23 protein-coding genes are annotated in these 25276 nt (G+C 30.0%); 11 read left to right on the forward strand and 12 right to left on the reverse strand.

What is annotated here, in order from left to right; genetic code table 11:
* Window positions 1–12 precede the first annotated feature (12 nt).
* The 8 genes from B5X81_RS08155 (at window position 13) to B5X81_RS08190 (ending at window position 10625) form a co-directional block, all read left to right on the forward strand.
* Window positions 13–972, forward strand: a complete 960-nt coding sequence (locus B5X81_RS08155; RefSeq protein ID WP_330397360.1) for an ROK family protein — start codon at window positions 13–15, stop codon at window positions 970–972.
* A gap of 128 nt (window positions 973–1100) precedes the next feature.
* Window positions 1101–1553 carry a ribose 5-phosphate isomerase B gene (rpiB, locus tag B5X81_RS08160; RefSeq protein WP_079490867.1) on the forward strand — a complete coding sequence of 151 codons (453 nt, stop codon included), beginning with the start codon at window positions 1101–1103 and terminating at the stop codon, window positions 1551–1553.
* Between the two features lie 268 nt (window positions 1554–1821).
* Complete coding sequence (locus tag B5X81_RS08165; protein ID WP_079490868.1) at window positions 1822–2664, forward strand: Cof-type HAD-IIB family hydrolase; 843 nt, start codon at window positions 1822–1824, stop codon at window positions 2662–2664.
* Between the two features lie 138 nt (window positions 2665–2802).
* Window positions 2803–4788 (forward strand): transketolase, encoded by a 1986-nt coding sequence (gene tkt / locus B5X81_RS08170; protein WP_079490869.1) that lies wholly within the window; start codon window positions 2803–2805, stop codon window positions 4786–4788.
* Window positions 4789–4816: 28 nt separating this feature from the next.
* Window positions 4817–6034: a 6-phosphofructokinase gene (locus tag B5X81_RS08175; RefSeq protein WP_079490870.1), complete on the forward strand. Its 1218-nt coding sequence runs from the start codon at window positions 4817–4819 to the stop codon at window positions 6032–6034.
* Between the two features lie 189 nt (window positions 6035–6223).
* Window positions 6224–8155: an aconitate hydratase gene (locus tag B5X81_RS08180; RefSeq protein WP_079490871.1), complete on the forward strand. Its 1932-nt coding sequence runs from the start codon at window positions 6224–6226 to the stop codon at window positions 8153–8155.
* A gap of 14 nt (window positions 8156–8169) precedes the next feature.
* Entirely contained in the window at window positions 8170–9174 is a 1005-nt protein-coding gene (locus B5X81_RS08185) for an isocitrate/isopropylmalate dehydrogenase family protein (RefSeq protein ID WP_079490872.1), read from the forward strand.
* Between the two features lie 98 nt (window positions 9175–9272).
* A complete protein-coding gene (locus B5X81_RS08190; RefSeq protein ID WP_079490873.1) occupies window positions 9273–10625 on the forward strand; it encodes a citrate/2-methylcitrate synthase in 1353 nt (450 codons plus the stop codon).
* 11 nt (window positions 10626–10636) lie between these two features.
* On the opposite strand, the gene B5X81_RS08195 is transcribed toward B5X81_RS08190, so the two are convergent.
* Window positions 10637–11743 carry a DUF3810 domain-containing protein gene (locus B5X81_RS08195; protein ID WP_079490874.1) on the reverse strand — a complete coding sequence of 369 codons (1107 nt, stop codon included), beginning with the start codon at window positions 11741–11743 and terminating at the stop codon, window positions 10637–10639.
* Between the two features lie 276 nt (window positions 11744–12019).
* Here B5X81_RS08195 and B5X81_RS08200 point away from each other — a divergent pair, with 276 nt between their 5' ends.
* On the forward strand, window positions 12020–12772 hold the full coding sequence (locus B5X81_RS08200; RefSeq protein WP_170917328.1) for a lytic transglycosylase domain-containing protein: 753 nt from the start codon (window positions 12020–12022) through the stop codon (window positions 12770–12772).
* 49 nt (window positions 12773–12821) lie between these two features.
* Here B5X81_RS08200 and B5X81_RS08205 read toward each other — a convergent pair whose 3' ends face one another.
* Genes B5X81_RS08205 through B5X81_RS08215 form a run of 3 tightly spaced genes read right to left on the reverse strand, consistent with a single transcriptional unit; the run spans window position 12822 to window position 15222 of the window.
* Complete coding sequence (locus B5X81_RS08205) at window positions 12822–13253, reverse strand: hypothetical protein (protein ID WP_079490876.1); 432 nt, start codon at window positions 13251–13253, stop codon at window positions 12822–12824.
* Window positions 13254–13284: 31 nt separating this feature from the next.
* Entirely contained in the window at window positions 13285–13695 is a 411-nt protein-coding gene (locus tag B5X81_RS08210; RefSeq protein WP_244282035.1) for a cell wall hydrolase, read from the reverse strand.
* A gap of 21 nt (window positions 13696–13716) precedes the next feature.
* On the reverse strand, window positions 13717–15222 hold the full coding sequence (locus tag B5X81_RS08215) for a recombinase family protein (protein WP_079490877.1): 1506 nt from the start codon (window positions 15220–15222) through the stop codon (window positions 13717–13719).
* A gap of 261 nt (window positions 15223–15483) precedes the next feature.
* Between B5X81_RS08215 and B5X81_RS08220 the strand changes: the two genes are divergently transcribed.
* Both B5X81_RS08220 and B5X81_RS08225 read left to right on the forward strand, forming a co-directional pair.
* Window positions 15484–15690 carry a DUF2281 domain-containing protein gene (locus tag B5X81_RS08220; RefSeq protein ID WP_079490878.1) on the forward strand — a complete coding sequence of 69 codons (207 nt, stop codon included), beginning with the start codon at window positions 15484–15486 and terminating at the stop codon, window positions 15688–15690.
* On the forward strand, window positions 15675–16097 hold the full coding sequence (locus tag B5X81_RS08225; RefSeq protein WP_079490879.1) for a hypothetical protein: 423 nt from the start codon (window positions 15675–15677) through the stop codon (window positions 16095–16097). The genes B5X81_RS08220 and B5X81_RS08225 overlap by 16 nt, the downstream gene beginning before the upstream one ends.
* A gap of 161 nt (window positions 16098–16258) precedes the next feature.
* On the opposite strand, the gene B5X81_RS08230 is transcribed toward B5X81_RS08225, so the two are convergent.
* From B5X81_RS08230 to B5X81_RS08265, 8 genes are all read right to left on the reverse strand, one after another.
* Window positions 16259–16969, reverse strand: coding sequence for an alpha/beta hydrolase (locus B5X81_RS08230; RefSeq protein ID WP_079490880.1), 711 nt, complete (start codon window positions 16967–16969; stop codon window positions 16259–16261).
* Window positions 16970–17134: 165 nt separating this feature from the next.
* A complete protein-coding gene (locus B5X81_RS08235; protein WP_079490881.1) occupies window positions 17135–17599 on the reverse strand; it encodes a hypothetical protein in 465 nt (154 codons plus the stop codon).
* 421 nt (window positions 17600–18020) lie between these two features.
* The gene (locus B5X81_RS08240) at window positions 18021–20390 is read right to left on the reverse strand and encodes a glycoside hydrolase family 3 N-terminal domain-containing protein (protein WP_079490882.1); all 2370 of its coding nucleotides are present in this window, start codon (window positions 20388–20390) and stop codon (window positions 18021–18023) included.
* A 636-nt stretch (window positions 20391–21026) separates the two neighbouring features.
* Window positions 21027–21803, reverse strand: coding sequence for a TIR domain-containing protein (locus B5X81_RS08245; protein ID WP_208985024.1), 777 nt, complete (start codon window positions 21801–21803; stop codon window positions 21027–21029).
* A gap of 434 nt (window positions 21804–22237) precedes the next feature.
* Window positions 22238–22597 carry a hypothetical protein gene (locus B5X81_RS08250; protein ID WP_079490883.1) on the reverse strand — a complete coding sequence of 120 codons (360 nt, stop codon included), beginning with the start codon at window positions 22595–22597 and terminating at the stop codon, window positions 22238–22240.
* A 26-nt stretch (window positions 22598–22623) separates the two neighbouring features.
* Window positions 22624–23022 (reverse strand): helix-turn-helix domain-containing protein, encoded by a 399-nt coding sequence (locus tag B5X81_RS08255; protein ID WP_079490884.1) that lies wholly within the window; start codon window positions 23020–23022, stop codon window positions 22624–22626.
* Between the two features lie 368 nt (window positions 23023–23390).
* Complete coding sequence (locus tag B5X81_RS08260; RefSeq protein WP_079490885.1) at window positions 23391–24263, reverse strand: hypothetical protein; 873 nt, start codon at window positions 24261–24263, stop codon at window positions 23391–23393.
* Between the two features lie 321 nt (window positions 24264–24584).
* Window positions 24585–25259: a hypothetical protein gene (locus B5X81_RS08265; protein WP_079490886.1), complete on the reverse strand. Its 675-nt coding sequence runs from the start codon at window positions 25257–25259 to the stop codon at window positions 24585–24587.
* Window positions 25260–25276 lie beyond the last annotated feature (17 nt).

The raw sequence follows: 25276 nt of genomic DNA on the forward strand, positions 1-25276 counted from the left end.
AGGAGAATAATCATGGAGAGATATGTTTTAGGAGTAGATCTTGGAGGTACAAAAATAAATGCAAGCCTAGTTGCTTTAGATGGAAAAATAGAGAAAAGTGTTGTTATTCCAACAATGGCCCATAAAGGAGAAAAAATTGTTAAAGGAAGAATTAATAATGCTATAGAAGAAATTTTAAAAACTACTTCAAAGGAAGATATTTTAGCCTTGGGTATTGGTGCACCTGGACCCCTAGACTCTAAAAGTGGAATAATAATAAAAGCCCCTAATTTACCCTTTGAAAATTTTAATATTACAGATTCTATTAAAAAGAAATTTTCTTTACCTACATATTTAGATAATGATGCAAATGCAGCAGCAATAGGAGAGTATATTTTTGGCTCGGGGAAAAACACAATGAATATGGGCTATATAACCTTTAGTACAGGGGTTGGAGCAGGAGTTATTATAAATGGTAAAATTTATAGAGGAAGTACTGGAAATGCCCTGGAAATTGGTCATACTACTTTAGATAAAAATGGTCCTATATGTGGATGTGGCAATAGAGGATGTGCTGAAGCATTATGTTCGGGAACTGCTATAGCAAAAAAAGCCATAGCTGCCCTTAAAGGTAAAGTGAAAACCTCATTAAGAAAGTATAAAAATATTACTGCTAAAGAGGTAATGAGGGAAGCAAAAGAAGGAGATAAGATATCAATAGAAATTATGGAAGAAATTATAGAGTATATAGGTATATGTGTAGGAAATATGCTTGTTACCTTTGACCCTGAAAAAATTATTCTTGGTGGTGGATTGTTTAGTGAAAAAAATTATTTATTACCTAAAGTAAAAAAAGTTGTTCAAAAAAGAGTTTTTCCAAAACTAGTGAATAGCTGTTCAATAGAAGAGAGCTATTTAGGGAAAAATGCAGGTGTTATTGGTGCTGCTGCTATTGCCATAATGGAATCTGATATTAATGAGATAGGTTCATAATTTAAAATTGGTTAGGTTGCATAATATATGGCTTGTTTTTTATAGATTTTAAAGCCAGATATAGCAGGTGGTTTTTAAAAGATATAATTACGCAATTTCCTTATATTAATATATAATGGGGTGTAAAAATGAAGATAGCAATAGCTAGTGATCATGTTGGACTAGAATTAAAAAAATATATAATAGATCATTTAAAAGAAAAGGGAATAAGGGTAAAGGATTTTGGACCCTTTACTAATGAAAGGGTAGACTATCCTGATTATGGATTGATTGTTGGGAAAGAAGTGGTAAAAAAGAAGTTCGACTATGGTATATTAATATGTGGGACCGGGATAGGAATTAGTATTGCAGCTAATAAAGTACCAGGAATTAGAGCAGCCTTATGTAGTGATACATTTAGTGCCCACGCAACTCGAGAGCATAATGATGCAAATATATTAGCCCTTGGAGCAAGGGTTGTGGCTAGGGGATTGGCCTTGGATATTGTTGATGTATTTTTAAATGGAAAATTTGAAGGGGGAAGACATACAAAAAGGATAAAAAAAATATCCAATATTGAAGAAGAATTTATGATAAAATAAATAATGTTTAAGTGAACTTAAAATAAATTTCAAAGAAAGCAGTTGATTGTTTTGTGTTTTTTCTTTGAAATTTATTATTTTTAATTGAGAAAATTTTATAATAGATATGGTATCTAGCTTTTTAAAAAGGTAATTGTGTAATTTTTTCAATTATAAACTTTACCATATAGTTATGGTACTAATTATTAAAATCATTGCATTGATTAAAATGATTTTAGAGTAGTATAATTAAGTTGTGAAAATTCAGAATTGGATGAGGTGAGCTTCTGTGAATTACAAGTTAGTTTCTGTGGATTTAGATGGTACATTATTAAACAGTAAAGATGAAATTGATAATAGAACTGCTGCTTTAATGAAGAAGGCTATGGAGTTAGAAGTGAAATTTGCCATGTGTTCAGCACGAATATATTTATCAACACAGTATTATAATATGCAAATTGACAAAAGACAACCAGTTATCACCAATAATGGAGGATTAATAACTATTAATGAAAAAGAAGTTTTTTCTAATCCTTTAAATATTGAGGAGTTGTTTGAAATTATTGATATAGCAATGGCAGAAAAAAATGATATATATTTTAGCTTTGGAAATGGTGATATTTCTAGAAATTGTGTTTGTACTAATAAAATTACAACTATAAATAGAATTAACTCTGAATACAATCAAATTGTGCCCCCAGAATTTAGAATAGATGCAAAATTAGTGAAAGAACCTATTACTTATATACAAAATACTAATAATGCAAAAATATATAAAATATCATTTATTGATGAAAATCCAATTGTTTTAAAGAGGATCAATAATAGATTAAGGAGTCTAAACAAATATGAAGTAACTAGTTCTGAAGCTAACAATATTGAAGTAACTCAAAAGGGTGTTAATAAAGGGAATGCACTGGAAAAATTAGCAGAGTATTATGGATACGCCTTAGATGAGTGTATAGCTATTGGAAATGACAAAAATGATTTGAGCATGATAAAAAAAGCCGGCTTGGGTGTTGCAATGAATAATTCAAACTCTTTTATAAAACAGTATGCTAAATATATTACCCAAAGGGATAATAACAATGGAGGAGTAGCTGAAATTATAGAGAAGTTTATATTAAGTTAAACAAGGATAAAAATTAATAAAGCTATTTGTTACCGTATCAATTGGGAAGTAATTATTATATTAAATAAATTGAGACATTGTAATTAAAGTTATATAATGATTATATAACTTTATGTAAGATTAAAGGAGGCAAATTTTATGAATTTAGATCAACTAAGTATTAATACAATTAGAGTATTATCATCAGAAGCAATTGAAAAGGCAAATTCAGGACATCCAGGATTACCTTTAGGTGCTGCTCCCATGGCTTATACTCTTTGGGCAAAAAATATGAAGCATAATCCCCAAAATCCTGAGTGGACAAATAGAGATAGATTTATTTTGTCGGCAGGTCATGGTTCAATGCTTATTTACTCATTACTTCATCTATTTGGATATGGACTTACTATGGAAGATATAAGGAAATTTAGACAAATAGATAGTAAAACACCTGGTCATCCTGAGTATATGCATACTGTTGGTGTGGAAACAACAACTGGTCCACTGGGACAAGGTATTGCAAATGGAGTTGGTATGGCTATGGCAGAAGCCCATTTGTCTGCTTATTTCAATAAACCTGGGTGTGATATTGTTGATCATTACACTTATGTTTTAGCCGGTGATGGCTGTATGATGGAAGGTATAAGTCATGAAGCCGTATCCTTGGCAGGAACTTTAGGACTTGGAAAACTTATTGTGCTTTATGATTCCAACTCTATTACTATAGAAGGAAATACGGATCTAGCATTTACTGAAGATGTCGCAAAGCGTTTTGAGGCATGTGGATGGGAGATATATGAAGTAGAAGATGGAAATGATATAGTAAAAATTGAGGAGACAATTGAAGCTGCCAAAAAAAATCATTTAAAACCAACACTTATTGTTATAAAAACTGAGATTGGATATGGTTGTCCTGCTAAGCAAGGGAAAAACTCTGCCCATGGTTCTCCCCTTGGAGTAGATAATATAAAAGAAATGAAGAAATTTTTAGGATGGAAAGAAAAAGAGGAGTTTACTGTACCCGATGATGTAAAAAAACATATGAATGAAATGGCTAAAAGAGGAGAAACAGAAGAAAATAAATGGAATGAAAAATGGGAAAAATATCAAAAAAGCTATCCTGAGTTAGCTGAAGAATTTAAAAACTGGTATCAAAATCAGCTTCCTATGGATTATTTAGATTCTAAAGAATTTTGGAGCTTTGATAAAGGGATGGCGACAAGGGCAGCTTCAGGAGAAATTATAAACAGATTGGCTGAAAGAATTCCTAATTTAATAGGAGGATCAGCTGATTTGGCTCCATCAAATAAGACTAATATTAATTCTGAATCAGATTTTTCAGCCAGCAATTATTTAGGTCGTAATATTCATTTTGGTGTAAGGGAGCATGCTATGGCTTCAATACTTAATGGTATGGCATTACATGGGGGCTTAAAAGTATTTGGAGGAACATTCTTTGTTTTTAGTGATTACATGAAACCTTCAATGAGATTGTCAGCCCTTATGAATCTACCGGTTACTTATGTACTAACCCATGACAGTATAGGAGTAGGAGAAGATGGGCCAACCCATCAGCCTATTGAGCAATTAGCAATGCTTAGAAGTATACCAAATCTTACTGTTTTTAGACCTTCTGGTCCTAAAGAAACAGCGGCAGGATGGTATGTAGCTTTAAATAAAAAAGATGGTCCTACAGCATTGGTATTGACAAGGCAAAAGTTACCAATTTTTAATAATACAGGCAAAGAAGCCCTCAAAGGAGCATATATATTAACAGAAGAAAAGAATGAAACACCGGATATAATTCTAATGGCTTCTGGATCTGAAGTTGAATTAATATATGAAGCTTCTAAAGTTTTAAAAGAAAAAGGTATTAAAGCTAAGGTAATTAGTATGCCTTCCTGGGAATTGTTTGAAGAACAATCAAAGGAATATAAGGAACTAATATTACCAAAGGATATTACTAAGAGAATAGCTGTTGAATCAGGATCTTCACTAGGATGGCATAAATATGTGGGCTTAGATGGAGACATTATTTCTATAGATCATTTTGGAGCATCTGGACCAGGAGAATTATTATTTGAAAGATTTGGATTTACAGTAAATAATATAGTTGATAAAGCATTGAATATTCTAAACAATTAATTTAATAAATTATACTAGGAGAGATAGAATGAAAAACTGCTTAGTTGCACAATCTGGAGGACCTACAGCTGTAATAAATTCAAGTGTAGTTGGAGTTGTAGAAGGAAACCAAAAATTAAGGTATTATGATAATGTCTATGGTGGAATTAATGGCATTGAAGGAGTTTTACAAAATAAGATAATAAATTTATCTGAGCTTAGTGATGAGGATTTAGAGATTTTAAAATATACTCCATCTTCTGCATTGGGATCTTGCAGATATAAAATGAAAGATTTTAATGTTGATGAAAAAGAGTATATAAAGGTTTTTGATATCTTAGATGCATTAGATGTTGAAACCCTATTTTATATTGGTGGAAATGATTCAATGGATACAGTAAGCAAGCTTAGTCAGTATGCCAAGCTAAAGGGAATCCCCAAAAAAATCATTGGAATTCCCAAGACTATTGATAATGACCTATTTCATACCGATCATACACCTGGATATGGAAGTGCTGCAAAATATATATCTACAATAACCCTTGAAACCTATTTAGATTCAAGTGTATATTCAAATAATGGTATTTTTATTTTAGAGACAATGGGTAGAGATACTGGTTGGCTTGCAGCTAGTGCTTCCCTTGCTAAATTAAATGGAAAGTCCGTTGTTGATTTTATATATCTACCGGAAACTGTTTTTTCAAAGGAGCAGTTTTTAGCTGATGTAGAAAATAGATTTCAAAGGAATAATAAAGTTTATATAGTGGCTTCAGAGGGATTAAAGGATGAAAATGGAGAATATCTTTTTGAAGTAAAATCTTCAAATAAACATGATTCTTTTTCCCATGTGCAATTAGGTGGAGTTGGGGATTATTTAAAAAGTTTAATAATCAAAAACAAAATAACTCCCAGAATAAAGGTATTAGAGCTTGGAGTAACTCAGCGCAGCGCCATGCACTTAGCATCACAAACTGATATTTTAGAGGCATGTAGATTAGGAAAAGAAGCTGTTAGATATTCTACTGAAGGTCATACAGGATGTATGGTTGGGATTGAAAGAATACAAAACAGCCCTTATGAAATTGAAACTTTGAGAGTGGAAGCCTGCAAAGTGGCAAATAGTATCAAGTATTTTCCACACCAATGGATAACACCTGAAAAAAACAATGTAACGGAAAAAGCAGTAGAATATATAGCCCCATTAATAAGGGGTTCCCATAAAATCATCACTGAAAGTGGACTTCCTAAATATATAAAGCTTTATTAGTGATAAAGTTAAAAAACAGAAGAAAACCTGTGCTAATATGAAAGTTTTAGCTCAGGTTTTTTTATTTTACAGAAATTTCTAAACAAAAATATGCTTGACAATGAATAATCATACAAGTATAATCGTATACAATAATACATTGCAAAAATAATAAATTCACTGAGCTAATTATTTAAAGGGGAGATGTACATGAAAAGAAGCTTAACCTATAAAATACTTGAAAAGAACTTACTATCAGGGAATCTAATAGAAGGAAATGAAATATCTATAAAAGTTAATCAAACTCTTACACAGGATTCTACAGGGACAATGGTTTATCTTCAATTGGAATCCATGGGGGTTAAACATATTAAAACCGATTTATCTGTGGCTTATATAGATCATAATACTCTTCAATCGGGATTTGAAAACGCAGATGACCATGAGTTTATTAAATCTGCAGCAGCAAAATATGGAATTATTTTTTCAAAACCTGGTAATGGAATATGTCATCAATTACATTTAGAAAGATTTGGGAAACCTAGTGATGTGTTAATAGGATCTGACAGTCATACGCCAACTGGTGGAGGTCTTGGAATGCTAAGTATTGGCTCTGGAGGTTTGGATGTTGCAGTGGCCATGGCAAATGGATATTACTACATGAAGGCTCCAAAAATACTTAATATTGAATTGTCTGGAAAGCTTAAGCCTTGGGTTTCAGCAAAGGATGTAATCTTGTTTATTTTAAAGGAGCTAAGTGTTAAAGGTGGAGTTGGATATATTGTTGAATATTCAGGTGAGGGAGTTAAAGAATTATCAGTAACTGATAGAGCAACAATAACCAATATGGGGGCAGAGTTAGGAGCCACAACATCGATTTTTCCAAGTGATGATATTACAAAGGACTTTTTAAAAAGACAAGGAAGAGAAAAGGACTTTAAATATCTGTTTGCAGATGATAATGCCCTTTATGATAAAAAGGTGAAAATTGATTTAAGTGATATAAAGCCTATGACAGCAATGCCCCACAGTCCTGATAATGTTGCTTTAGTTAGGGAGATTAAAAACTTAAAGGTAGATCAGGTGGCAATAGGAAGCTGTACTAATTCATCATATACGGATTTAATGAAGGTAGCTAAAATACTAAAGGGGAAAAGGGTTCATCCCGATGTTAGTTTAGTTATTTCACCGGGTTCTAGTAATATATTAAGGATGATGAGTGATAATGGTGCATTGGGAGATTTAATTTCTGCAGGGGCAAGAATTATTGAAGCTGCATGCGGTCCTTGCATTGGAATGGGCCAGGCACCAAAGACTGATGCTATTTCCCTCAGAACCTTTAATAGGAATTTTAAAGGTAGATGTGGTACAAAAAGCGCTGATGTATATCTTGTTAGTCCTGAAACAGCAGCTGTTTCAGCTATATTTGGATACCTCGCTGATCCTTCAACCTTTGGAGATATGCCTAGGGTTGAAATACCAGATAAATTTGATGTATATGATAATTATTTTATTTATCCTCCTAAAAACAGAGATAATTTAGAGGTCGTAATGGGCCCCAATATTAAACCATTTCCTATAAATAGGGAATTGAAATCCAGTTTAAAAGGAAGAGTTCTTCTAAAAATGAAGGATAATATTACTACAGATGATATAATGCCTTCCAATGCAAAGCTTTTGCCATATAGATCAAATATACCTGAATTGTCTAAATATTGTTTTGGAACTGTTGTAGATGATTTCTATAAAATTGCCCAGAAAAATGATGGGGGCTTTGTTATAGGTGGAGAGAATTATGGCCAGGGTTCTAGTAGAGAGCATGCAGCTTTAGTACCTTTATACCTTGGAATTAAAGGGGTTATAGCTAAATCCTTTGCAAGAATTCATAAAAATAATTTAATAAATTCTGGAATTATTCCATTAGTATTTAAAAATAAAGAGAATTATAATAAATTTGATGAATTTGATGAGCTTGAATTAGAAAATATTATGGAAGCTCTTGATAATAATTTAGAAATAAATTTAATTAATAAAACAAAGAATATTGATGTAAAGTTAATCTTCCAAGGCTCTGAAAGGGAGATTGAAATTTTAAAATGTGGTGGATATCTAAATTATGCTAAGAATTTAAATAAAGATTAGAGAAGGTGATTAGCATGTATAATATAACTCTTATACCGGGTGATGGCATAGGGCCAGAGGTAACGATGGCTGCAAGAAAAATTATTGATGCCACTGGTATAGATGTAAAATGGGAAATAGTAAATGCAGGAGCTAATGTATATGAAAAAAAAGGAGTACTTGTTCCAGATGAAGTTTATACAAGTATAGAGAAAAATAAAGTAGTTCTTAAAGGTCCTATAACAACGCCTATTGGATGTGGTTTTAGAAGCATAAATGTTCTGCTTAGAAAAAAATATGATTTATTTGCAAATATAAGGCCGGTAAAAAAGATAAAAGGAATAGATACGCCCTTTGAAAATATAAATTTAACTATTTTTAGAGAGAATACAGAGGGACTTTATAGTGGAATAGAAAAAAAGGAAACTGAGGGTGCTGCACAGGCTATAAAAGTTATTACTAAAAAAGCATCCCTTAGAATTATAAAAGAAGCTTTTGATTATGCAAAGGAAAATAGTAAGAAGAAGGTGGCAGTGGTTCATAAGGCCAATATAATGAAGCTTACAGATGGATTGTTTTTAGAATGTGCAAGGGAAGTTTCAAAGGAATATCCTGATATTGAATTGCAAGAAGTCATAGTTGATAACATGTGTATGCAATTAGTAATGAACCCAGAAAAATATGAGGTCATTGTAACCACAAATTTGTATGGAGATATTTTATCGGATTTATGTGCTGGGCTTGTAGGTGGATTGGGACTTGTACCTGGAGCAAATATTGGAAAAGGCATTGCAGTATTTGAAGCTGTTCATGGAAGTGCTCCAGATATTGCAGGTAAAAATATTGCTAATCCCACTGCAGTAATACTATCAGGAGCAATGATGCTAAATTATTTAGGAGAAAAGGAAAAATCTGATTTAATAATAGATGCTGTACAAAGAACTATAGAAGAAGGGAAATATATTACGAAGGATTTAGGAGGAATATCTACAACATCAGAAATGACTAAAGCAATAATAGAAAAAATTTCTAAAAAATAATAAAAAGGACTCTAAGACTTAGAACTTAGAGCTTGGAACTTATAACTACAAATACTACATCAAACGTATTTGTCCTAGAAAAGGGGGTAAATAAAATTATGCAGAATTCTTCAGCAAAGGTGTTTGATAATTTAGCTATTACGGCTGAAAAGAATAATATAATAAGACCTGAATATTATAATATGTTTAATATAAAAAGGGGTCTGAGAAATAGTAATGGTACTGGAGTAAAAGTAGGCATTACTAAAATTGCTGATGTTCAAGGATATGAGTTTAAAGATAACAAGAAAATACCAATAGATGGAAAATTATTTTATAGAGGAATGAAATTAACGGATATTGTAAATGATTTTCAAAGGGATGGTCGCCACGGATATGAAGAATGTGCTTATCTTCTATTATTTGGAGAACTTCCAACGGCTAAGAAGCTTGATGAATTCAACCAGCTTCTTGATGATTGGAGGTATTTACCCCAAAGCTTTACGGAAAATATGATTCTTAAAATACCTAGTAAAGATATTATGAATAAATTACAAAGTAGTGTTTTGGCATTATACTCCAATGATGATAATCCTGACGATATTAGTGTGAAAAATCTTCTAATGCAAAGTATAAAGCTTATAGCTAGGTTTCCAACAATAATATCCTATGGATATCAAGCAAAGGCTCATTATTTCGGCAAAAAAAGTTTATTTATACATTCTCCTCAGAGAGGTATAGGAACTGCTGAAAATATTTTATTTATGATTAGACCAGATAATAAATATACAAAAACAGAAGCTGCAATATTGGATTTATGCTTGGTAATACATGCAGAACATGGGGGAGGAAATAATTCTGCCTTTACAACCCATGTGGTTTCATCTTCCGGAACGGATACCTATTCTGCTGTTGCAGCAGCAGTGGGAGCTTTAAAGGGACCTAAACATGGAGGTGCCAATGTTAAGGTAAGAGAGATGATACTTGATATCAAGAAAAATGCTGTGAATTGGAAGGATAGAGGACATCTTAAGGATTATTTAATAAAAATACTTAGAAAGGAAGTCTTTAATAAAGAGGGTCTTATATATGGTATGGGTCATGCTGTATATACAAAATCCGATCCAAGGGCAGTTCTTTTGAAGAAAAAGGCTTTAGAATTAGCCATAGAAAAGGATGCAATGGATGAATTTAATTTATATAAAAATATTGAAGAGCTTACTATTGAGATATTTAAGGAATTAAAGGGAGATGATACTCTTATATGTGCAAATGTAGATTTATACTCGGGATTTGTTTATGAAATGCTTAATATTCCTCAGGAGCTTTATACACCAATTTTTGCAGCTGCTAGATTAGCTGGCTGGTGTGCCCATAGAATTGAGCAGATTGTAAGTGATAAAAAGATTTTGAGACCAGCCTATGAAATTGTAAATATAGGTAATAAATATATTCCAATGAATGAAAGATAAGCAAAGGTGATTTAATTACCTTTGTTTTTTTGTCTATATTCAGCAATTAATAAATCCACCATTCTACCATAGCTGTGAATACCATCTTGTTGATAATTTGATTTAAGATATGCATTATTAAGTTTTCTAGAGGTTTTTTCCACTGGACCTTCATATTTGTTCCAAAATTTATTAATATAATTTAAATCCTTAACAATTCCTTTGCTATATTTATTTTGAAGCTGAAGATATTTTTTCTTATCATATTTAGATAAGGTGTTCATGGAATGAATTATAGCCATGAGAGTCCCGGAGTATTTAAATTGAGGATCCGGATGCAAGCTACAGGTAATATAAGCTATAAAATTTGCTTCATCCTCTCTAGCAAAGCCCCGTTGATGGGCCATTTCATGGGTTGTAGTAAATGGAAGCATTGAATCTGGTATTTCTGTATTAACATTTGCTTCGAAGGTAAAGGGAAAATATATTCCAGAGATTCCAGACAAGGACATTCCTCTAGATAAAATTACTCCTTTGGGATTTCCGTAATTACCAATAAGCTCAGGGTAAAAATAGGAAGCCTTTTCATATCCCCTTGAGGCTTTACTAAAAACTTTATTGTAATCGTAGGTCAAATCCATTACACCGAAAGAGTCTACATTAATTTTACTACGAAGTTTATTTCCCCGTTCTATTAGATTATCACATACCATAACTAATTCATTAACTGAAGCAGGGCTTATATCTAAACCTGATATAACTGAAAAAGGAAGACGATGATAGTTTAATCCCCAAACCATTATAAAAGTAAAATAAGCTATACTTATAAAAACTAAAGTATTTATAAAAAAATTTAGCAATATATAGATTCTTTTATTATTTTTTTTAAGAGCTTTAAAAATTGTTTTTATTAGTACTAAAATAAAATAAAATATTGTAAAATAGCATAAAATCTCACCAAGGGAAAAGGGAAGAATACCTGTAATCACACTTATTGTTTGTCCTATGAATATGTAAATATTGTTAGAATAAATCTTTTCAATTGTTTGAGGAGCTTGTGAGGCAAGAAAAGATATGATTATCCCAAGGGGAAGAAAAAGTATCAGTATTATCTTTCTAATTAATTTATTTATGTCCATAATAAATTCAGTCCTTATTATGTTATATCATTTCTTAGTATTATATATTCATCTTAAAAATATATAGTATAATTGAAAGAAAGTAAAGGTAAATTTAACATTAACATGAAAATATAGCTAAATTTATTAGAAAATATTGCAAATTAATTTTAGATGTATTATAATCATTTTTCGAGAACACTAAAAGTTTTTTGACTATTAGTGTTTTTATATTGGGGTCAGAAAAGACAAAAATTAAAATTCCGATAAATAAAATAATAATTTGGGATGAAAGGAGTGATTGATATTAAAGCTAAAAAAATAATTAATATTGTGATTCTAATAATTATACTCATAAATGCTGTATATATTTGTTATGCCCGATATTCAATTAAAGAAGATTATAAAATTAATATATCTAAGGCAGAGGAGATAAAAAAAGAACACAATATTTTATCTGGTGAAATTGATAAAAAGATAGAGGATTTAGAGGAGCTATTGTCGGAGGTTAAAAATAAACAAAAAATCTTGAATCAATTAAAGAGATTGCAAAAGTATATAAATATAGATATGAGTAGTGATTTAAGTAAAGTACAGGAAATAGAAAAAAGTACTCCTCTTAATTTTGAAACCTCTGCAATAATAGCTGCGTATTCTAAAAAGTTTAATATAAAGCCTTCATTAATTTTAGCGGTTATTAAGCTTGAGAGTAATTTCAATAAATTTGAGGTAGGTAGTCATAATGATAGAGGGTATATGCAGATTATACCTTCTACTGAAAAGTGGCTTGCACAGAAATATGGTTATAAATTAGGATTAAAATATGATCCCGAACGTATATTTGAGCCTGAGTATAATATTGGTCTTGGTGTAATTTATTTAAGTGTTTTGAAAGAATCCTATGGAGAAAATTATGATAGAATACTATCAGAATACAATAGAGGTCCCTATAACTTAAAGGCATACTATGGAAAGCATAAGACCTATGAAACAAGCTATTCTAGAGGTGTTTTAAGAAGAGAAAAGAAATTTTTAAAACTAAATGACTAAAGATAATAAAATGAATGCCAGCATTAATTGTGTGCTGGCATTTCAAATTCTAACGCTTTTTGGGGCTGTTTGGACTATTAGTATTATTGTTATCGTAAAACTCTACAAATTTGATTGAATAAATATCGCACATTAGTTCATTACCAGTACCGGCTTCTCTTATAACTACATAGCTGATTCCTACTTTTTGTAATATTCCTTCCCTGTCAATAAATAGATTTGTACCAATTAAAAATTCGATTTTAACATAGCTACCGATCTTGGTTCTCAAATATCCTTGTGTATAGTTGATATCATCTTGTACTGAGGGGCCTGCTTCGAATTCAAAATCAGGTGCTCCAGTACCAAATCCAGTCATAGGAACATCTTGAGCTTCTCTGAAATCTTCGTCCTCAGCAGGTAACCCCATCATAACATTTTCACCAATAGGATTATTCATCATTTGATACATAGGCATTCTAAAATAGTAATTTGGAAACATTAATTTGAAACCTCCCTAAATTATATATATTTTAAGTTTGTGCATATTTTTCAGTAGGATTATAGAAGCAGTGTTCACCTACCCTAACTTGAAAATTTCCAGTTCCGTTCCTAGGGAAAGTATATGGGCATGTAGGTTTAAAAGGATTAAAGTACCATAGGGAGTATCCAACTGTAAATAATCGATTCCCGGACAATGCCCAGTCTGCTATTTCATAATGTATCTGTTCAGGGGGATTGGCCCAAACAGTTTGGGGATTGGGGACACCTCTTATTACTGAACGTACACAGTCAAACTGTCCCTTTTGATATATTACTTTTCTTATATCACCTTGACCTACTCTATGATACTCCCCATAAGGAACTCTGACTCTATTCATTACTACAGTAGAAACCGCCTTCATTCCATTGACAGACCCATCATACCACCATAGTATTTCCAAAGGTTTCAGCCTTTAGGGAGGCTATATATTTAGACTAACCTTTAAACTAAATTCACTTTTTGAAGCATCCTTATCCTTAAAATAAGTAATTTTATCAATAATAGTCTTTAAGAACTTATTTCTCTTTTCAGCACTTAGATTATAATAAGTATTCTCTAAAAGCTCAATAGAATTGTTTATATGAGGAATTTTATTACTCTCCATATACTTATCTTCCTTAAGCTTAAATAATTGCCTGTGAAGTCTATTTATGTCGTTATTTGCGGTATCTATCTTTTGTGATATGGTATTCATTCTATTTAAAAAGGTATCATTGTCATATATACCCTGCTCTAATAAATCATATAGCTTTTCTTTTTGCTGCTTAAGAGTATTAATTTCTCTAGTACTTGATCTTATAGAACTTTTTAAAACCTCAATCTCAGTAGTATTTATTTCAGCCTTTTCTCGTTCAAATTCATACTTAATCCTTTTTAGCTCATCCAAGATAATACTCAAAACCCTTTCTTCAACAAGCTCTATGTAGCTGGATTTATTCCCACAGCTTTTATAGCATCTGATACTATCCTTTTTACCCTTGGCTGTTCTTGTAGTCATAGTGGCACCACATGATCCACACTTTATAAGATTGGCCAAAGGATTTCTAATTTGTTTAGTTACATGAACATGGGGAATATATCTCTCCTTGGATAGCACCTGGGCCTTATTGAATATATCTTCATCAATAATAGCTTTGTGTTTACCCTCATGAATAATCCATTCATCCTTATTTCTAAACTTACTGGTTCTTTTACCGCTGGGCTGGTATTTGTACACACGTTTATTCCATGCAACCTTACCAATATAAACTGGATTTTGAATCATCTTTCTAATGGTAGTTTTATCCCAGGCTGTATTACCGTGTTTATTAGAAATTTTTTTATCTTCCAAATATCTTGCCACCTTAGTATCACCATATCCATGGTTTACATACAAATCAAAGATTAATCTGACTACATTAGCCTCGTCTTCATTTATAACTAATGTCTTATCTTTTTTATCATAGCCATATGGAGCATAAGGACTGATATAATTCCCTTCTTCAAGGCTTTTAAGCCTACCACGCTGAAGACGTTTCTTAATAATCTTTAATTCTCTTCTGGCCATAAAAGCCTCGAACTCAGAGAACTCTTCATCAAATTCATCAGTCAGATCATAAGTCTTTCTTGGAGTGATGATCTTGGTATTGAACTCCTTAAAGGTTTCTAGTATAAGCCCTTGCTCACGCATATTGCCCCTGCCCAGCCTATCCATATCCATAACTAATACAGCATCATATTTATTATCCTCAACCTCCCCAAGCAGTTCTAACATCTTAGGACGCCTAGCAATAGACTCTCCACTAACCACTTCTTCCTTTATATCCAAAACATTATAATCATGCTTCTTAGAATAAGCCAAAAGAGTAGTCTTATGCCTACTCAAAACTTCCTCAACAGACATATTTTCCTCAGCTCTAGATTTTCTAAGATATATACATACGTTCATAAAATACCACCTACTTTGATAATCTGTTTATTTAATTATAATGTTTTTTTGGGGGAAATAGAAGGGGGGAGAAGAACAGTAGAGGTGGAAAGCTTTTGTTTGTCAGAGTGATAAAAAAGGTTAGCTGCAGAAATTTAAGATTAAGTTTGAATTGAGAAGTTGTATGTGGGGGCTGCTATTTGATTTTGTGCAATTCAAAAAAATTATGTATGTACGTGATATAATAAAAGTAATAGTATAGCATGAAAGGCTTGTGATTTTATGATAAGTAAAGAGGCAATAGTTAAAGAAATAGAAAAATTACCTCCCCATCTTTTAGAGGAAGTTGCAGATTATATAGATTTCATTAAATATAAAGAAAAGAAAAACAAAAACTTTGAAATAGATGATATAACGTTAGCAAGTGAAGAAAGTTTAGCTAAGGATTGGCTAAGACCTGAGGAGGATGAAGCATGGAAAGATTTATAAAAGGTGATGAATTGAAAAATAGAAAAATGAGATTGACAAAAATATTAGGGTTAATTGGAGCAATGGTATGGATGCTAACTATATTTATAAGGGATTCAAATATTGAATTAAACGGAACTATAGCTTTTATGATTGGAGTTGCTCCTAATTTTGGAGTAGGGTTATTGCTTCCAATGTTAGCTAAGGAAATCTATTCAGTTGTGTTTAAAAAACAAATATCTTGCAAACAGTTTGTTTTTATATTGATTGGAGGCTATATAGCATTACTTTTATCAGAAGTGATACATGACAAATTCTTAAATAGTCCCTTTGATATATATGATATGATTTCAAGCTTTATAGCCTTTGGAATTTTCTTTTTATTATATAGATATGAAAAGAAGATTGAATGTTCACAGGGAGAATAAATAAAGTAAATATAATACCTTAATATTTATCAAGGATAAAGGGGAAGGTTTTTTGTTCCCATACACTATAAATTCTTTGGGACAGTTAAGCTGTCCTCTAGTCCTTTGCATATAAGTTAAGAAGCCGCGGTAACTTTACCCTTGGCTTCTACTGAAATATATTACCTTTCTATGATGCATTTACTCAGCCAATTATTATACACCTTTAATTGTTCATCAGTATGAAAATAATGCTCGCCTTCTTGCATAATTTCTAGCTCACAATGAAATAGCTTAACAAAATTCTCTATTGTTTCAAATTCGCACATCTCATCTTTAGCACCATAAAGAACTGAAGTAGCAGTTTCCCATGTGTCTACTGGATGATCCTTTACATAATTATAATAATCCCAATAAAGAACTTGTCCAATAGGCGTTTGAATTTCCTTTTTTTCTTTTAACATCTCAGGTGTTATATCAAACCACATCATCATATTATTAATGATTCGTTCCATATCCACAACTGGTGATAAAAAGAGACATTGCCTTAAATTTTCTTCTCTATATGCTAAAAGACTAAAATATGCTCCCATACTGCACCCAAAAAGACTTATATTTTCCCAATGTTGTTTTACATAAGATATTATTTTTTTAAGATCTTGTACACAAAATTGTATTTTACATGGTATATCTTCATCCTTACGTTCACCATGCTGAGGTAAATCAAAACTTATTACCTGATAACCCTTTTTTGTAGCATTTTCTGCAAGTAATTCAATAACTGTATCCTCTTTATTAGACATGTTTCCATGTACTGCAATAAAGACATGGGATTTTCTTTCTCCCCATTCTATTACTGGAATACCTTCTATATTATACTTTTTCTTATGCATTCTATCTCTCCTAACTGGCTCATAATCATTTTTTATAATGAATTTTTTAAATGGGCTTTTTTCTATTCGGGTGTTAAAAACCTAGCGGATTAATTTAACCCAACTAAAGCATTTGCAACATATATAAACAATATTTCTTGAAAATAACATTTGTACACAATTTTCTTACGTTTCTAGCTGGTCTTTTCCAAATACAACATATAAAAATGGAGAAAATATACTTGGAATTAAGCCTATCCATAAAGGTAATCCTGTAAATCTTAAAAACAATTGATGTATAACTGAATACAGCTCTACAGGTACAAAAGAAAATATCAAAATAGAAGGATATTGGCCTATATGAATAAGTATCTGTTCAATACATATAATCACAATGGAGTATACCACTACAATAACAGCTGATTTCATAATATCTTTTTTACTCATATCACGTAAAAAGAAAAGACCCGTGATAAAAAATAAGACTATAGCAAGTATCATTTCAGTCAAAAAAAGATAATTTCCCATAGAAATTGTCCACTCATTTGTGTTTCTAGCCATTATATATGCAGTAAAAGAACTAACACTAGAAATAATTATGCCTGTGAAAATTGATACTAATGGAATACGCCAAGTCTTATTCTTAAACATAAAATTTATCCTCCTATAAAAATAATATTTCATTTTATTTTAAAAAAACAACATTAGTATACACCTATATCAATGCCGAAATCAAGTAAAACAATAAAGAAATAGCAAGCTTTTTATAATGAAATCATTTTAGAGAATAAGAATCAAATAAATTTATTTATTTATTCAAAAATAGCAAGTGGAATATATGCATGATGAAAAACTAGTAATAGTTCTAAAACTTGCTGCTAGAAAAGAGGAAGGTTAAGGATGATAGGGTAAATGAGTAAATAGGGGAAGATAGAGCTATCATTGATTTTGTAGTGTGGTAAAAAGAAGCCACAGGAACCGTCCCCATGGCTTTCTTTTTCTTAAGTTGACGACATTGAGTTAACCTGTCCCCTTGTCCTAAAAAGTTAGCAGAAAATCTCACTTATTATTACTAAGTTTGTATTATTTTTTGGATAGAAGTACCCTCAGGATATTTAATTGTAATGTATCCAAAGGCAATTAATATTACAATTACTATGTAAAGAATTACCTTTCCCATAGTTTTTAGTCCGCTTAAGTAGTTGCCAACTAATGACATTTTGTCTGACAATTGTTTTAAAGTTTTTAAGTTGATTTTATATCTAATAATATTACAAAATGATTCCAAAAGCTTAAATATTTTTTCTCGATATGTTATAAGTAAGAACAATAATAAAACTATAATTATTGTATTTTTTCTATTATTTTGTTTCTGCAGGCTATCAATAATTGTTATTTTATTCTCAATTCTAGAAGTCAATTGAAATTTTTCAAATAATAGTGTCGAGTTCTTCTGTTTTACATCATTAAGTTGCTCATTAAACTTTTCTTCATTATGTGTCATGAAAATTGGTAGGTTGTCCTTCAATTCACAAGGGTTAATTTTGAAATCGATTTGCAATACATCATTAATTGATTTATTATAACCAAGGTTTATTCGAAATTCATCATTCCAGTTCTTTGGTTTAGTTAGAAAAACCTTATCTACTTCATATGACTCGGTGATTCTAGACATTGTATTAAAAATTTTGATCTTTTTTAAAATCTCATTTGACAATACAGTTGGAATTGTGTGATTTAATATTATTGTATTGTCCTCATTTATTAGTTTTTCTAAATATAAGGTCTCTATAATAGTCCCATGGTCAACACTTTCAACAATAAAAATAATTAGATCAATATCTGTACTTTTTGATTTAATATCACTAATTGTTTTAGTTATTACTTCATTTAATTCATTTTTAGACTCATAATATGTTGCTATATCTAAGCAATCAACAGATTTAACTAATCCACTAATCCCATCTTTTATCATATGTGGCTTTGATCCTATTATAAGAACTCTAGAACCATTAATGCTTATTTGATTATTTTGATTTAATAATACTGATCCATCTTCAATCATTTTAAAAACTAAATCACTATTACTTTTATATTTTTTGTTTAAAAATGAAATATCAACATGATCTTGTATGTTCTTATAGGGTCCTTTAGTCCATGCTTTTTTAAAATCTGGGTAACTTTGGTTTAATCGTCCATCATATTTATTCTTACAACTTAAAATTTTATAAAGAGAATTTCTAAATTGTTTTTCTGCTTTTTTATTTGATTTTATATGGCATGTCATATCCTTGATTATCTTTTTAAAATCTTCTAATTCAAAATTTTTAATAGAACCATCTTCTCCAAAATGTGAGAATAATATCATATCATGTCCTGCATTAAATGCTTGAATAGCTATATCAGAATAAGTATAATCATTTTTCTTTTTATAGTTTTCAACAATTTGCATATTACTCAAATCATCAGTAATAATTATTTTATTACTCAAATCTGTTTCTGTAACATTGAAACCGTTATTACATAAATCATCATTGTATACCAAAAAATCAGGAAATGTATTATGTAACATTAATGGTATTTCTGTACTTAGCTTTTCTATATAATAATTAGCAGACATAATACCAGTTAATGAATTTTTAAGATTTTTATATATAGTAATATTTTTTTGTATTGTTTTTGAATTGCCTGAAAATATTGGAATACCACTATGTGGGTTTTTACCTAAATCACAATAGCCTGGAAAGTGTTTTGCTACAACCATAATTCCACTTTCAATTAACCCATTAATATAGTAAGAGGCTATACTTGTTGTCATATCAGGTCTATTTGTAAAGTATCTATTTACCAATGTATCATCATATTCTCCATTAACATTTTCTGGTGTATCTAATACTGGACCAAATAACATGTTTATACCAATTGTTGTTAGTTCATTACCAACCATGATACCAGTATCTTTTACATAGGTGGTATTATTAGTATGTCCCATTGTTAAAGCTGACGGTGGCAATTTAATTCCTTTATTTATTGATGAGTAATTGCTTTCAAAATCAACACATGTAAATAGAGGAATGCCTAATTTACTTTTTATAGCTTTAGATTGGAGATAATTGATCATTTCTGTTATTTCTGAAAGATAATATTCCTTTCCTTTTTTATCGTAAATATTTTTATCTATATAAAAGTTATAAGTGTTTAGCATAACGCCACCAACTGCGATGTCATTTATTAAAGTATCAACTATAGACCTATCTCTGTATGTTGTATAATCAACATCAGGTAATCCAACAATAAATATTTGGCCAATAGCATTTTCTATAGGAACTTTTTCACAGTATTCTCTTAATTTATCATTTCCATTTTCTTGGGCAAAACTTATTGAAATAAATATTGAACATATAATCAACGGAAATAATACTGATTTTTTAATAAATTTCATAACATTCCCACCTAAAATGAAAGTTAGTATTTGAGTAGATTTTGCTTTAATAATTGATAAAGTTATATATTTGTCATAATTACATTGTATACCTAAGAAGCTATGATAAAAATATTAAAATAGCCTTGTCAATGGCAGATATTTCTCAAACAATACTATTATAAACCAACACCCATGTCGAAACCAAGCAAAACAAGTCGAACAATAAAGAAATAGCGAACTTTCTATACAATAAAATCATTTTACACAATAATAATCAAGTAAATTTATTTAATAAAAAATAGCAAGTGGAAAATATATATAATAAAAACCAGCAATAGTTCGATAATCTATTGCTAGAAAAGAGAAAGACTGAAGAGATGGAACTAACCAAACAAAAAGATACATGGGTTTCAACAAGTAGGGATAATAATTTAAATGAGTAAATAGGGGAGGTGAGACCTGTTATTGATTTTGTAGTGCAATACAAAGTAGCCACAGGAACCGTCCCCATGGCTTATTATAATCATTCCTTGCTTATGATAATCTCTAAGCTCTAATGTTACATAACGTTCTTAGGCTTTGCGACGTCGATGAATTACCCTAACATTTTCTACAGATGTCGTTCAAGCCCATGTTAACTGACGTAGAAATTTACTACAGTAACTTATTTAAATTAACATCATAACCACAAGATTTTAACTCTTTGGCTAATTCAAACTTCCAGACCCCCTTATTATCAAATTCTATGTAAATAACGCCTGAGTAATCTGATGGCATTTCAAAATCATTTTCAGGAGTATACAAAACAACAACTCTATCCCTTCCTAGTTTTCCAATAAAATAACCCATTTCAAAAATAACATTTTGTCTAGCACGTGTTTTGAGAGTTTGTGGATCCGACTTTACTCCCCCTAAATCATCGCCTGACAGTAATACTATAGCAAACCCAACTTCTGAGTAATCAGTAAATTTTTCAATGATAGTTCTTCCTTTATTTTCTTTTTCATGCAGTATAATTGGGTTAAAGTCAATTTTTTCAGCTACTCTAGCTACTGTCTGTTTCATTGCTTCATTGTGTCCATGCACTAAAAAAATTTGGCGATTATTAACATCGAAGTTTTCTTTATCTATGTCATCATTAGTATCCTTACTAGGAAATAGTTTAAGTTCATCTAACATTGTAGATGTTATATTTATTAATCTGTTTTGCCCTGTATTCCAAGTTTTTCTCTTATATTCATCACTTGCTGGAAACACCATAGGATAGAATGAAGTAGCTCCTAAGTCTTTTAAATATTTACTTTTTTTCCCAAAAATATTACTAATAATCATATACATTCTCTTCTTAATTGCATCTAATTCAACATCATCATTAAAATTTAAGTTTTTAATTCTTTCCATTAATTCTACTAATAATTTTTCTTCTTTCATTTTATACCTCCAAACATTTATTTTTATGTCAGCTAACTAAAATATTTGTGACAATTATATACAATATATCTTATAAACAACATTAGTATAAATCACCACCCATGTCGAAACCAAGTAAAACAAGTCGAATAATAAAATAATAGCGAATTTTTTATAAAATGAAATCATTTTACAAAATAATAACCGAACAAAGCTATTGAATTAAATAAAAACTAAGTGGTAAAATATACATAACAAAACACGAACGCAAGTTCGATAACCCGCCACTGGAAATGACAAAAGGGAGATATATTATTTGAATAATAATAAAAAAGAAGTTGTGTATCTAGAATTGGATGAAGAGATTGATGAAGTGATATTGAAAGATTTACATATTATAAATAAGAAAAACATGAAAAAAGTTGCTTATTATTAACAAGCAACTTTTTATATTTTTATTTAATAACCTTAAGATCATCTTTTAAATTGAAAATAGCTTTTTCATTTTGAAATTCTTTGTGTTCAATAAATTTCAGGTCCTTAGATATATTTGAAACAGCAGTTTTAAGGATATCTATGTCAGAATCAAGTCTATTTATAATTTCATTGTGTTGTCTTATATTTTGATTTATATGGTTTTCTTGAACTTCTGCTATAGTTTGTATGTCTTTATTAGTCTTTTCAAGAAGCAGAGTATTTTTATTAACCTTCTTTTCTATAGTTTTAAGCTTGTCTATTTCATTTTCAATCTTATCAAAGCGTTGACTAAAATCTGTATACATTTTTTCTAATAGTTCAAAAGTTTTGTTTTCCATAATACCACCACTTTATTTTTATATTTCTATTTATTGTGTTTTTTTTTATTAAGCTTTTCATAATACTCATTGATTTTATTCATAGTATCAATTAATAAATTAGGGTCAATATCTTCATCAGCCATTTTTTTTACGAATTTAAGCTGTTCTAAATTGAGCTTTTCAAATGATTTCTTGTATTCTTTGGGAATATGTTTTAGAAGTTCTTCACTAGAATATGTATCTTTTCTTCCAAGCAAATAATCAACAGAAACTTCAAAGAAATCTGCGAACTTTTCTATAGTACTAGCATCAGGTAATCTTTTATTGCTTTCATAGTGAGAAATTGAAGCTTTTCCAGTATTAAATTTTTGGGCTAATTGTTCTTGGGTTAATCCAAGCTCTAATCGCAGTTCTTTTAATCTATCTCCAAATTGTTTTTTCACACTAAATCACCTTAATATTTTTATAATTTTATTTACATTATATAAGAAATTGATAGAAAAGAAACTTTTGTTTCTCAAATGTATATAAATTTTACTGAAATCATAAATTTACTATTTACAGTATACAAAAAAGAAACCAAGGAAAGAAAGAGAAATGTAGGGACAAAGAGACAGGTTATTTGTCCCTATAAACTATATATTTCTTTGGGACAGCCAACCTGTCCCCGTGTCCTATATAATATACAACCGACGTTGAAACATAGAAAAAAGATTAGCAACATTATTTTAGTAAATATTTTATTATAGAATTATTTGTTACATGAATAATATAGAGAGTAGTTGTTCAATCACAAAAAAAATTAGTGATTTTAAAAAAAGCTAATTTGTTCACCAATATACTTCTTAAGTATTTTGTTTACTTTTAAAAGCATATAATTTTCTTTTATAGAAGTCCCATTTTCATCAATTAGCATTTCAATTTCAACTTTTGCATTTAATGAATCACCTGGACGCAAATCAATTTCTCCATCTTGAAATTTTTTAAGCCAATTAGTGTCTTTAATTTTGACATGGATTACATGATTTTCATAATAGAATTCCCACATTGAACTTCCTAAATAATCAGGTTTTTTTACTTGTAAAACTATATCTGATTTTATTGTTTTGACTTCTTGAATAAGTAGTTCTTCGATTTGTGAAATGGATAAATGAAAATTCTTATTTATGGCAGTAGAACCACTACTACTGATATAAATTGCTGTATTTTGGTTTCCTATTTCTTGCATAGTAGTTGATATTTTACTTAAATTAAGTAATAATTCTTTTTGCGGAATTGATATGTTTCTTTGTAAATTCTGTTTAGCAAGTTGTTGTAAATCATTTTTAATATTTTCAATATGGGCTTTATTTTCAATTGTATCTTTTTTACTCAGGTGTTCAATAATTTTATGTTTAGCTTTAACAGAAAAATGTCCAATTAGTTTAGTAAAACTAAAATCTGCTAATAGTTCATCAGGAATTGCTTCAAGAACTGTTCTAAATCTTGCTTTTAATGAACCAACTTCAATGTTTTCTAAAACAACATCGGTTTTAATAGATACAGGGAACGAATTTATAAGTAAATTATCTAGTTCTTTCATATTGCATATAAGTTGAGACATTGTAGAGAATATTTTTTCAGGATTAATAGTATTCTCTTGATAGTTAATTTTCAACTCATATGATTCATTTGATAAATTCATATAATCGCCCCTTTATAAATCTATAAATATTTTTACAATTCTAAAATGTCGATATATGTTAATTATCCTATACAATATTATAATTGATTTACAGTGTCGAAATATATCAAAACGAGACGACTAATACAGTTTCAGCGAAAATTTCCCAAAATAAAAAAAGTATGATAAATTTTACTATTTATCGTGCTCTTTCTTTAACTTTAATATTTATAATCGCTATATTGATATTTTACACTATCTACAAAAACAACAAAATTACACCTAAAATTTCAAAAACTTGTATTGGGAACTCCTGTATCAGTTGACTAAATCATTCTAAATCTATTTAATAGAATTAATAAATTTTATTCCATTATCAGTAATATAATATATTGTAGTAACAGGGGTAGTACCTAAGAAATTATCAGTTGTCATATTTATACATACGAGATTGCAGTTAATTAATTTATAAGCAGAACTGATTTCATTCTTATTGCTAGGGTAGCTTAAACATTTACCACCTGTACCAGCGTCTAGCAGCTTTTTTAATAATCGTAAATCTGATATTACAAGGTATCCAGTATAATCACAGAACTCACAAAATTCAGCCCAAGTTATATTTTTTTCTATATAACTTTTAAATAAGTTTGTAATCCATTTAATTTTCTTATAATTCCTTGCTCTATCAATTATTACTATTAAATCTTCAATAGCTTTTACTTTATAATTAGTATCTTGCATTTTAGTCCTAAATTCAATGTATCTCTTTTCTGTAATAGTAGTCTGATTAAAATCATTTATAAATGCAATTAATTTTTTTGTAAAATGACGGTCTTTTATATTTATACCAGTCTTATATATAGCTGATATAGTCCTTAATAATGGTATATCCTTAGTTAACCCTTCATCAAAAACTAAATCTAAACTTAGTTCACTTAAGTCAATAACTAAATCTTTATTTTGATTTACTAGAGCTGTACATAAATCATCTTTTATATTTTTTATAGAACAATCCATAAAAGAAACCCCCGTTT

Source organism: Maledivibacter halophilus, assembly GCF_900167445.1.
In the GTDB taxonomy this organism is placed as follows: Bacteria; Bacillota; Clostridia; order Peptostreptococcales; family Caminicellaceae; genus Maledivibacter; species Maledivibacter halophilus.

Bases quoted from the DNA above. Each gene is read 5' to 3' on its own strand.
- B5X81_RS08155 (WP_330397360.1), top strand. From the start codon at position 13: ATGGAGAGATATGTTTTAGGAGTAGATCTTGGAGGTACAAAAATAAAT.
- rpiB (WP_079490867.1), top strand. From the start codon at position 1,101: ATGAAGATAGCAATAGCTAGTGATCATGTTGGACTAGAATTAAAAAAA.
- tkt (WP_079490869.1), top strand. From the start codon at position 2,803: ATGAATTTAGATCAACTAAGTATTAATACAATTAGAGTATTATCATCA.
- B5X81_RS08175 (WP_079490870.1), top strand. From the start codon at position 4,817: ATGAAAAACTGCTTAGTTGCACAATCTGGAGGACCTACAGCTGTAATA.
- B5X81_RS08180 (WP_079490871.1), top strand. From the start codon at position 6,224: ATGAAAAGAAGCTTAACCTATAAAATACTTGAAAAGAACTTACTATCA.
- B5X81_RS08185 (WP_079490872.1), top strand. From the start codon at position 8,170: ATGTATAATATAACTCTTATACCGGGTGATGGCATAGGGCCAGAGGTA.
- B5X81_RS08190 (WP_079490873.1), top strand. From the start codon at position 9,273: ATGCAGAATTCTTCAGCAAAGGTGTTTGATAATTTAGCTATTACGGCT.
- B5X81_RS08195 (WP_079490874.1), bottom strand. From the start codon at position 11,743: ATGGACATAAATAAATTAATTAGAAAGATAATACTGATACTTTTTCTT.
- B5X81_RS08205 (WP_079490876.1), bottom strand. From the start codon at position 13,253: ATGTTTCCAAATTACTATTTTAGAATGCCTATGTATCAAATGATGAAT.
- B5X81_RS08215 (WP_079490877.1), bottom strand. From the start codon at position 15,222: ATGAACGTATGTATATATCTTAGAAAATCTAGAGCTGAGGAAAATATG.
- B5X81_RS08220 (WP_079490878.1), top strand. From the start codon at position 15,484: ATGATAAGTAAAGAGGCAATAGTTAAAGAAATAGAAAAATTACCTCCC.
- B5X81_RS08225 (WP_079490879.1), top strand. From the start codon at position 15,675: ATGGAAAGATTTATAAAAGGTGATGAATTGAAAAATAGAAAAATGAGA.
- B5X81_RS08230 (WP_079490880.1), bottom strand. From the start codon at position 16,969: ATGCATAAGAAAAAGTATAATATAGAAGGTATTCCAGTAATAGAATGG.
- B5X81_RS08235 (WP_079490881.1), bottom strand. From the start codon at position 17,599: ATGTTTAAGAATAAGACTTGGCGTATTCCATTAGTATCAATTTTCACA.
- B5X81_RS08240 (WP_079490882.1), bottom strand. From the start codon at position 20,390: ATGAAATTTATTAAAAAATCAGTATTATTTCCGTTGATTATATGTTCA.
- B5X81_RS08245 (WP_208985024.1), bottom strand. From the start codon at position 21,803: ATGAAAGAAGAAAAATTATTAGTAGAATTAATGGAAAGAATTAAAAAC.
- B5X81_RS08250 (WP_079490883.1), bottom strand. From the start codon at position 22,597: ATGGAAAACAAAACTTTTGAACTATTAGAAAAAATGTATACAGATTTT.
- B5X81_RS08260 (WP_079490885.1), bottom strand. From the start codon at position 24,263: ATGAATTTATCAAATGAATCATATGAGTTGAAAATTAACTATCAAGAG.
- B5X81_RS08265 (WP_079490886.1), bottom strand. From the start codon at position 25,259: ATGGATTGTTCTATAAAAAATATAAAAGATGATTTATGTACAGCTCTA.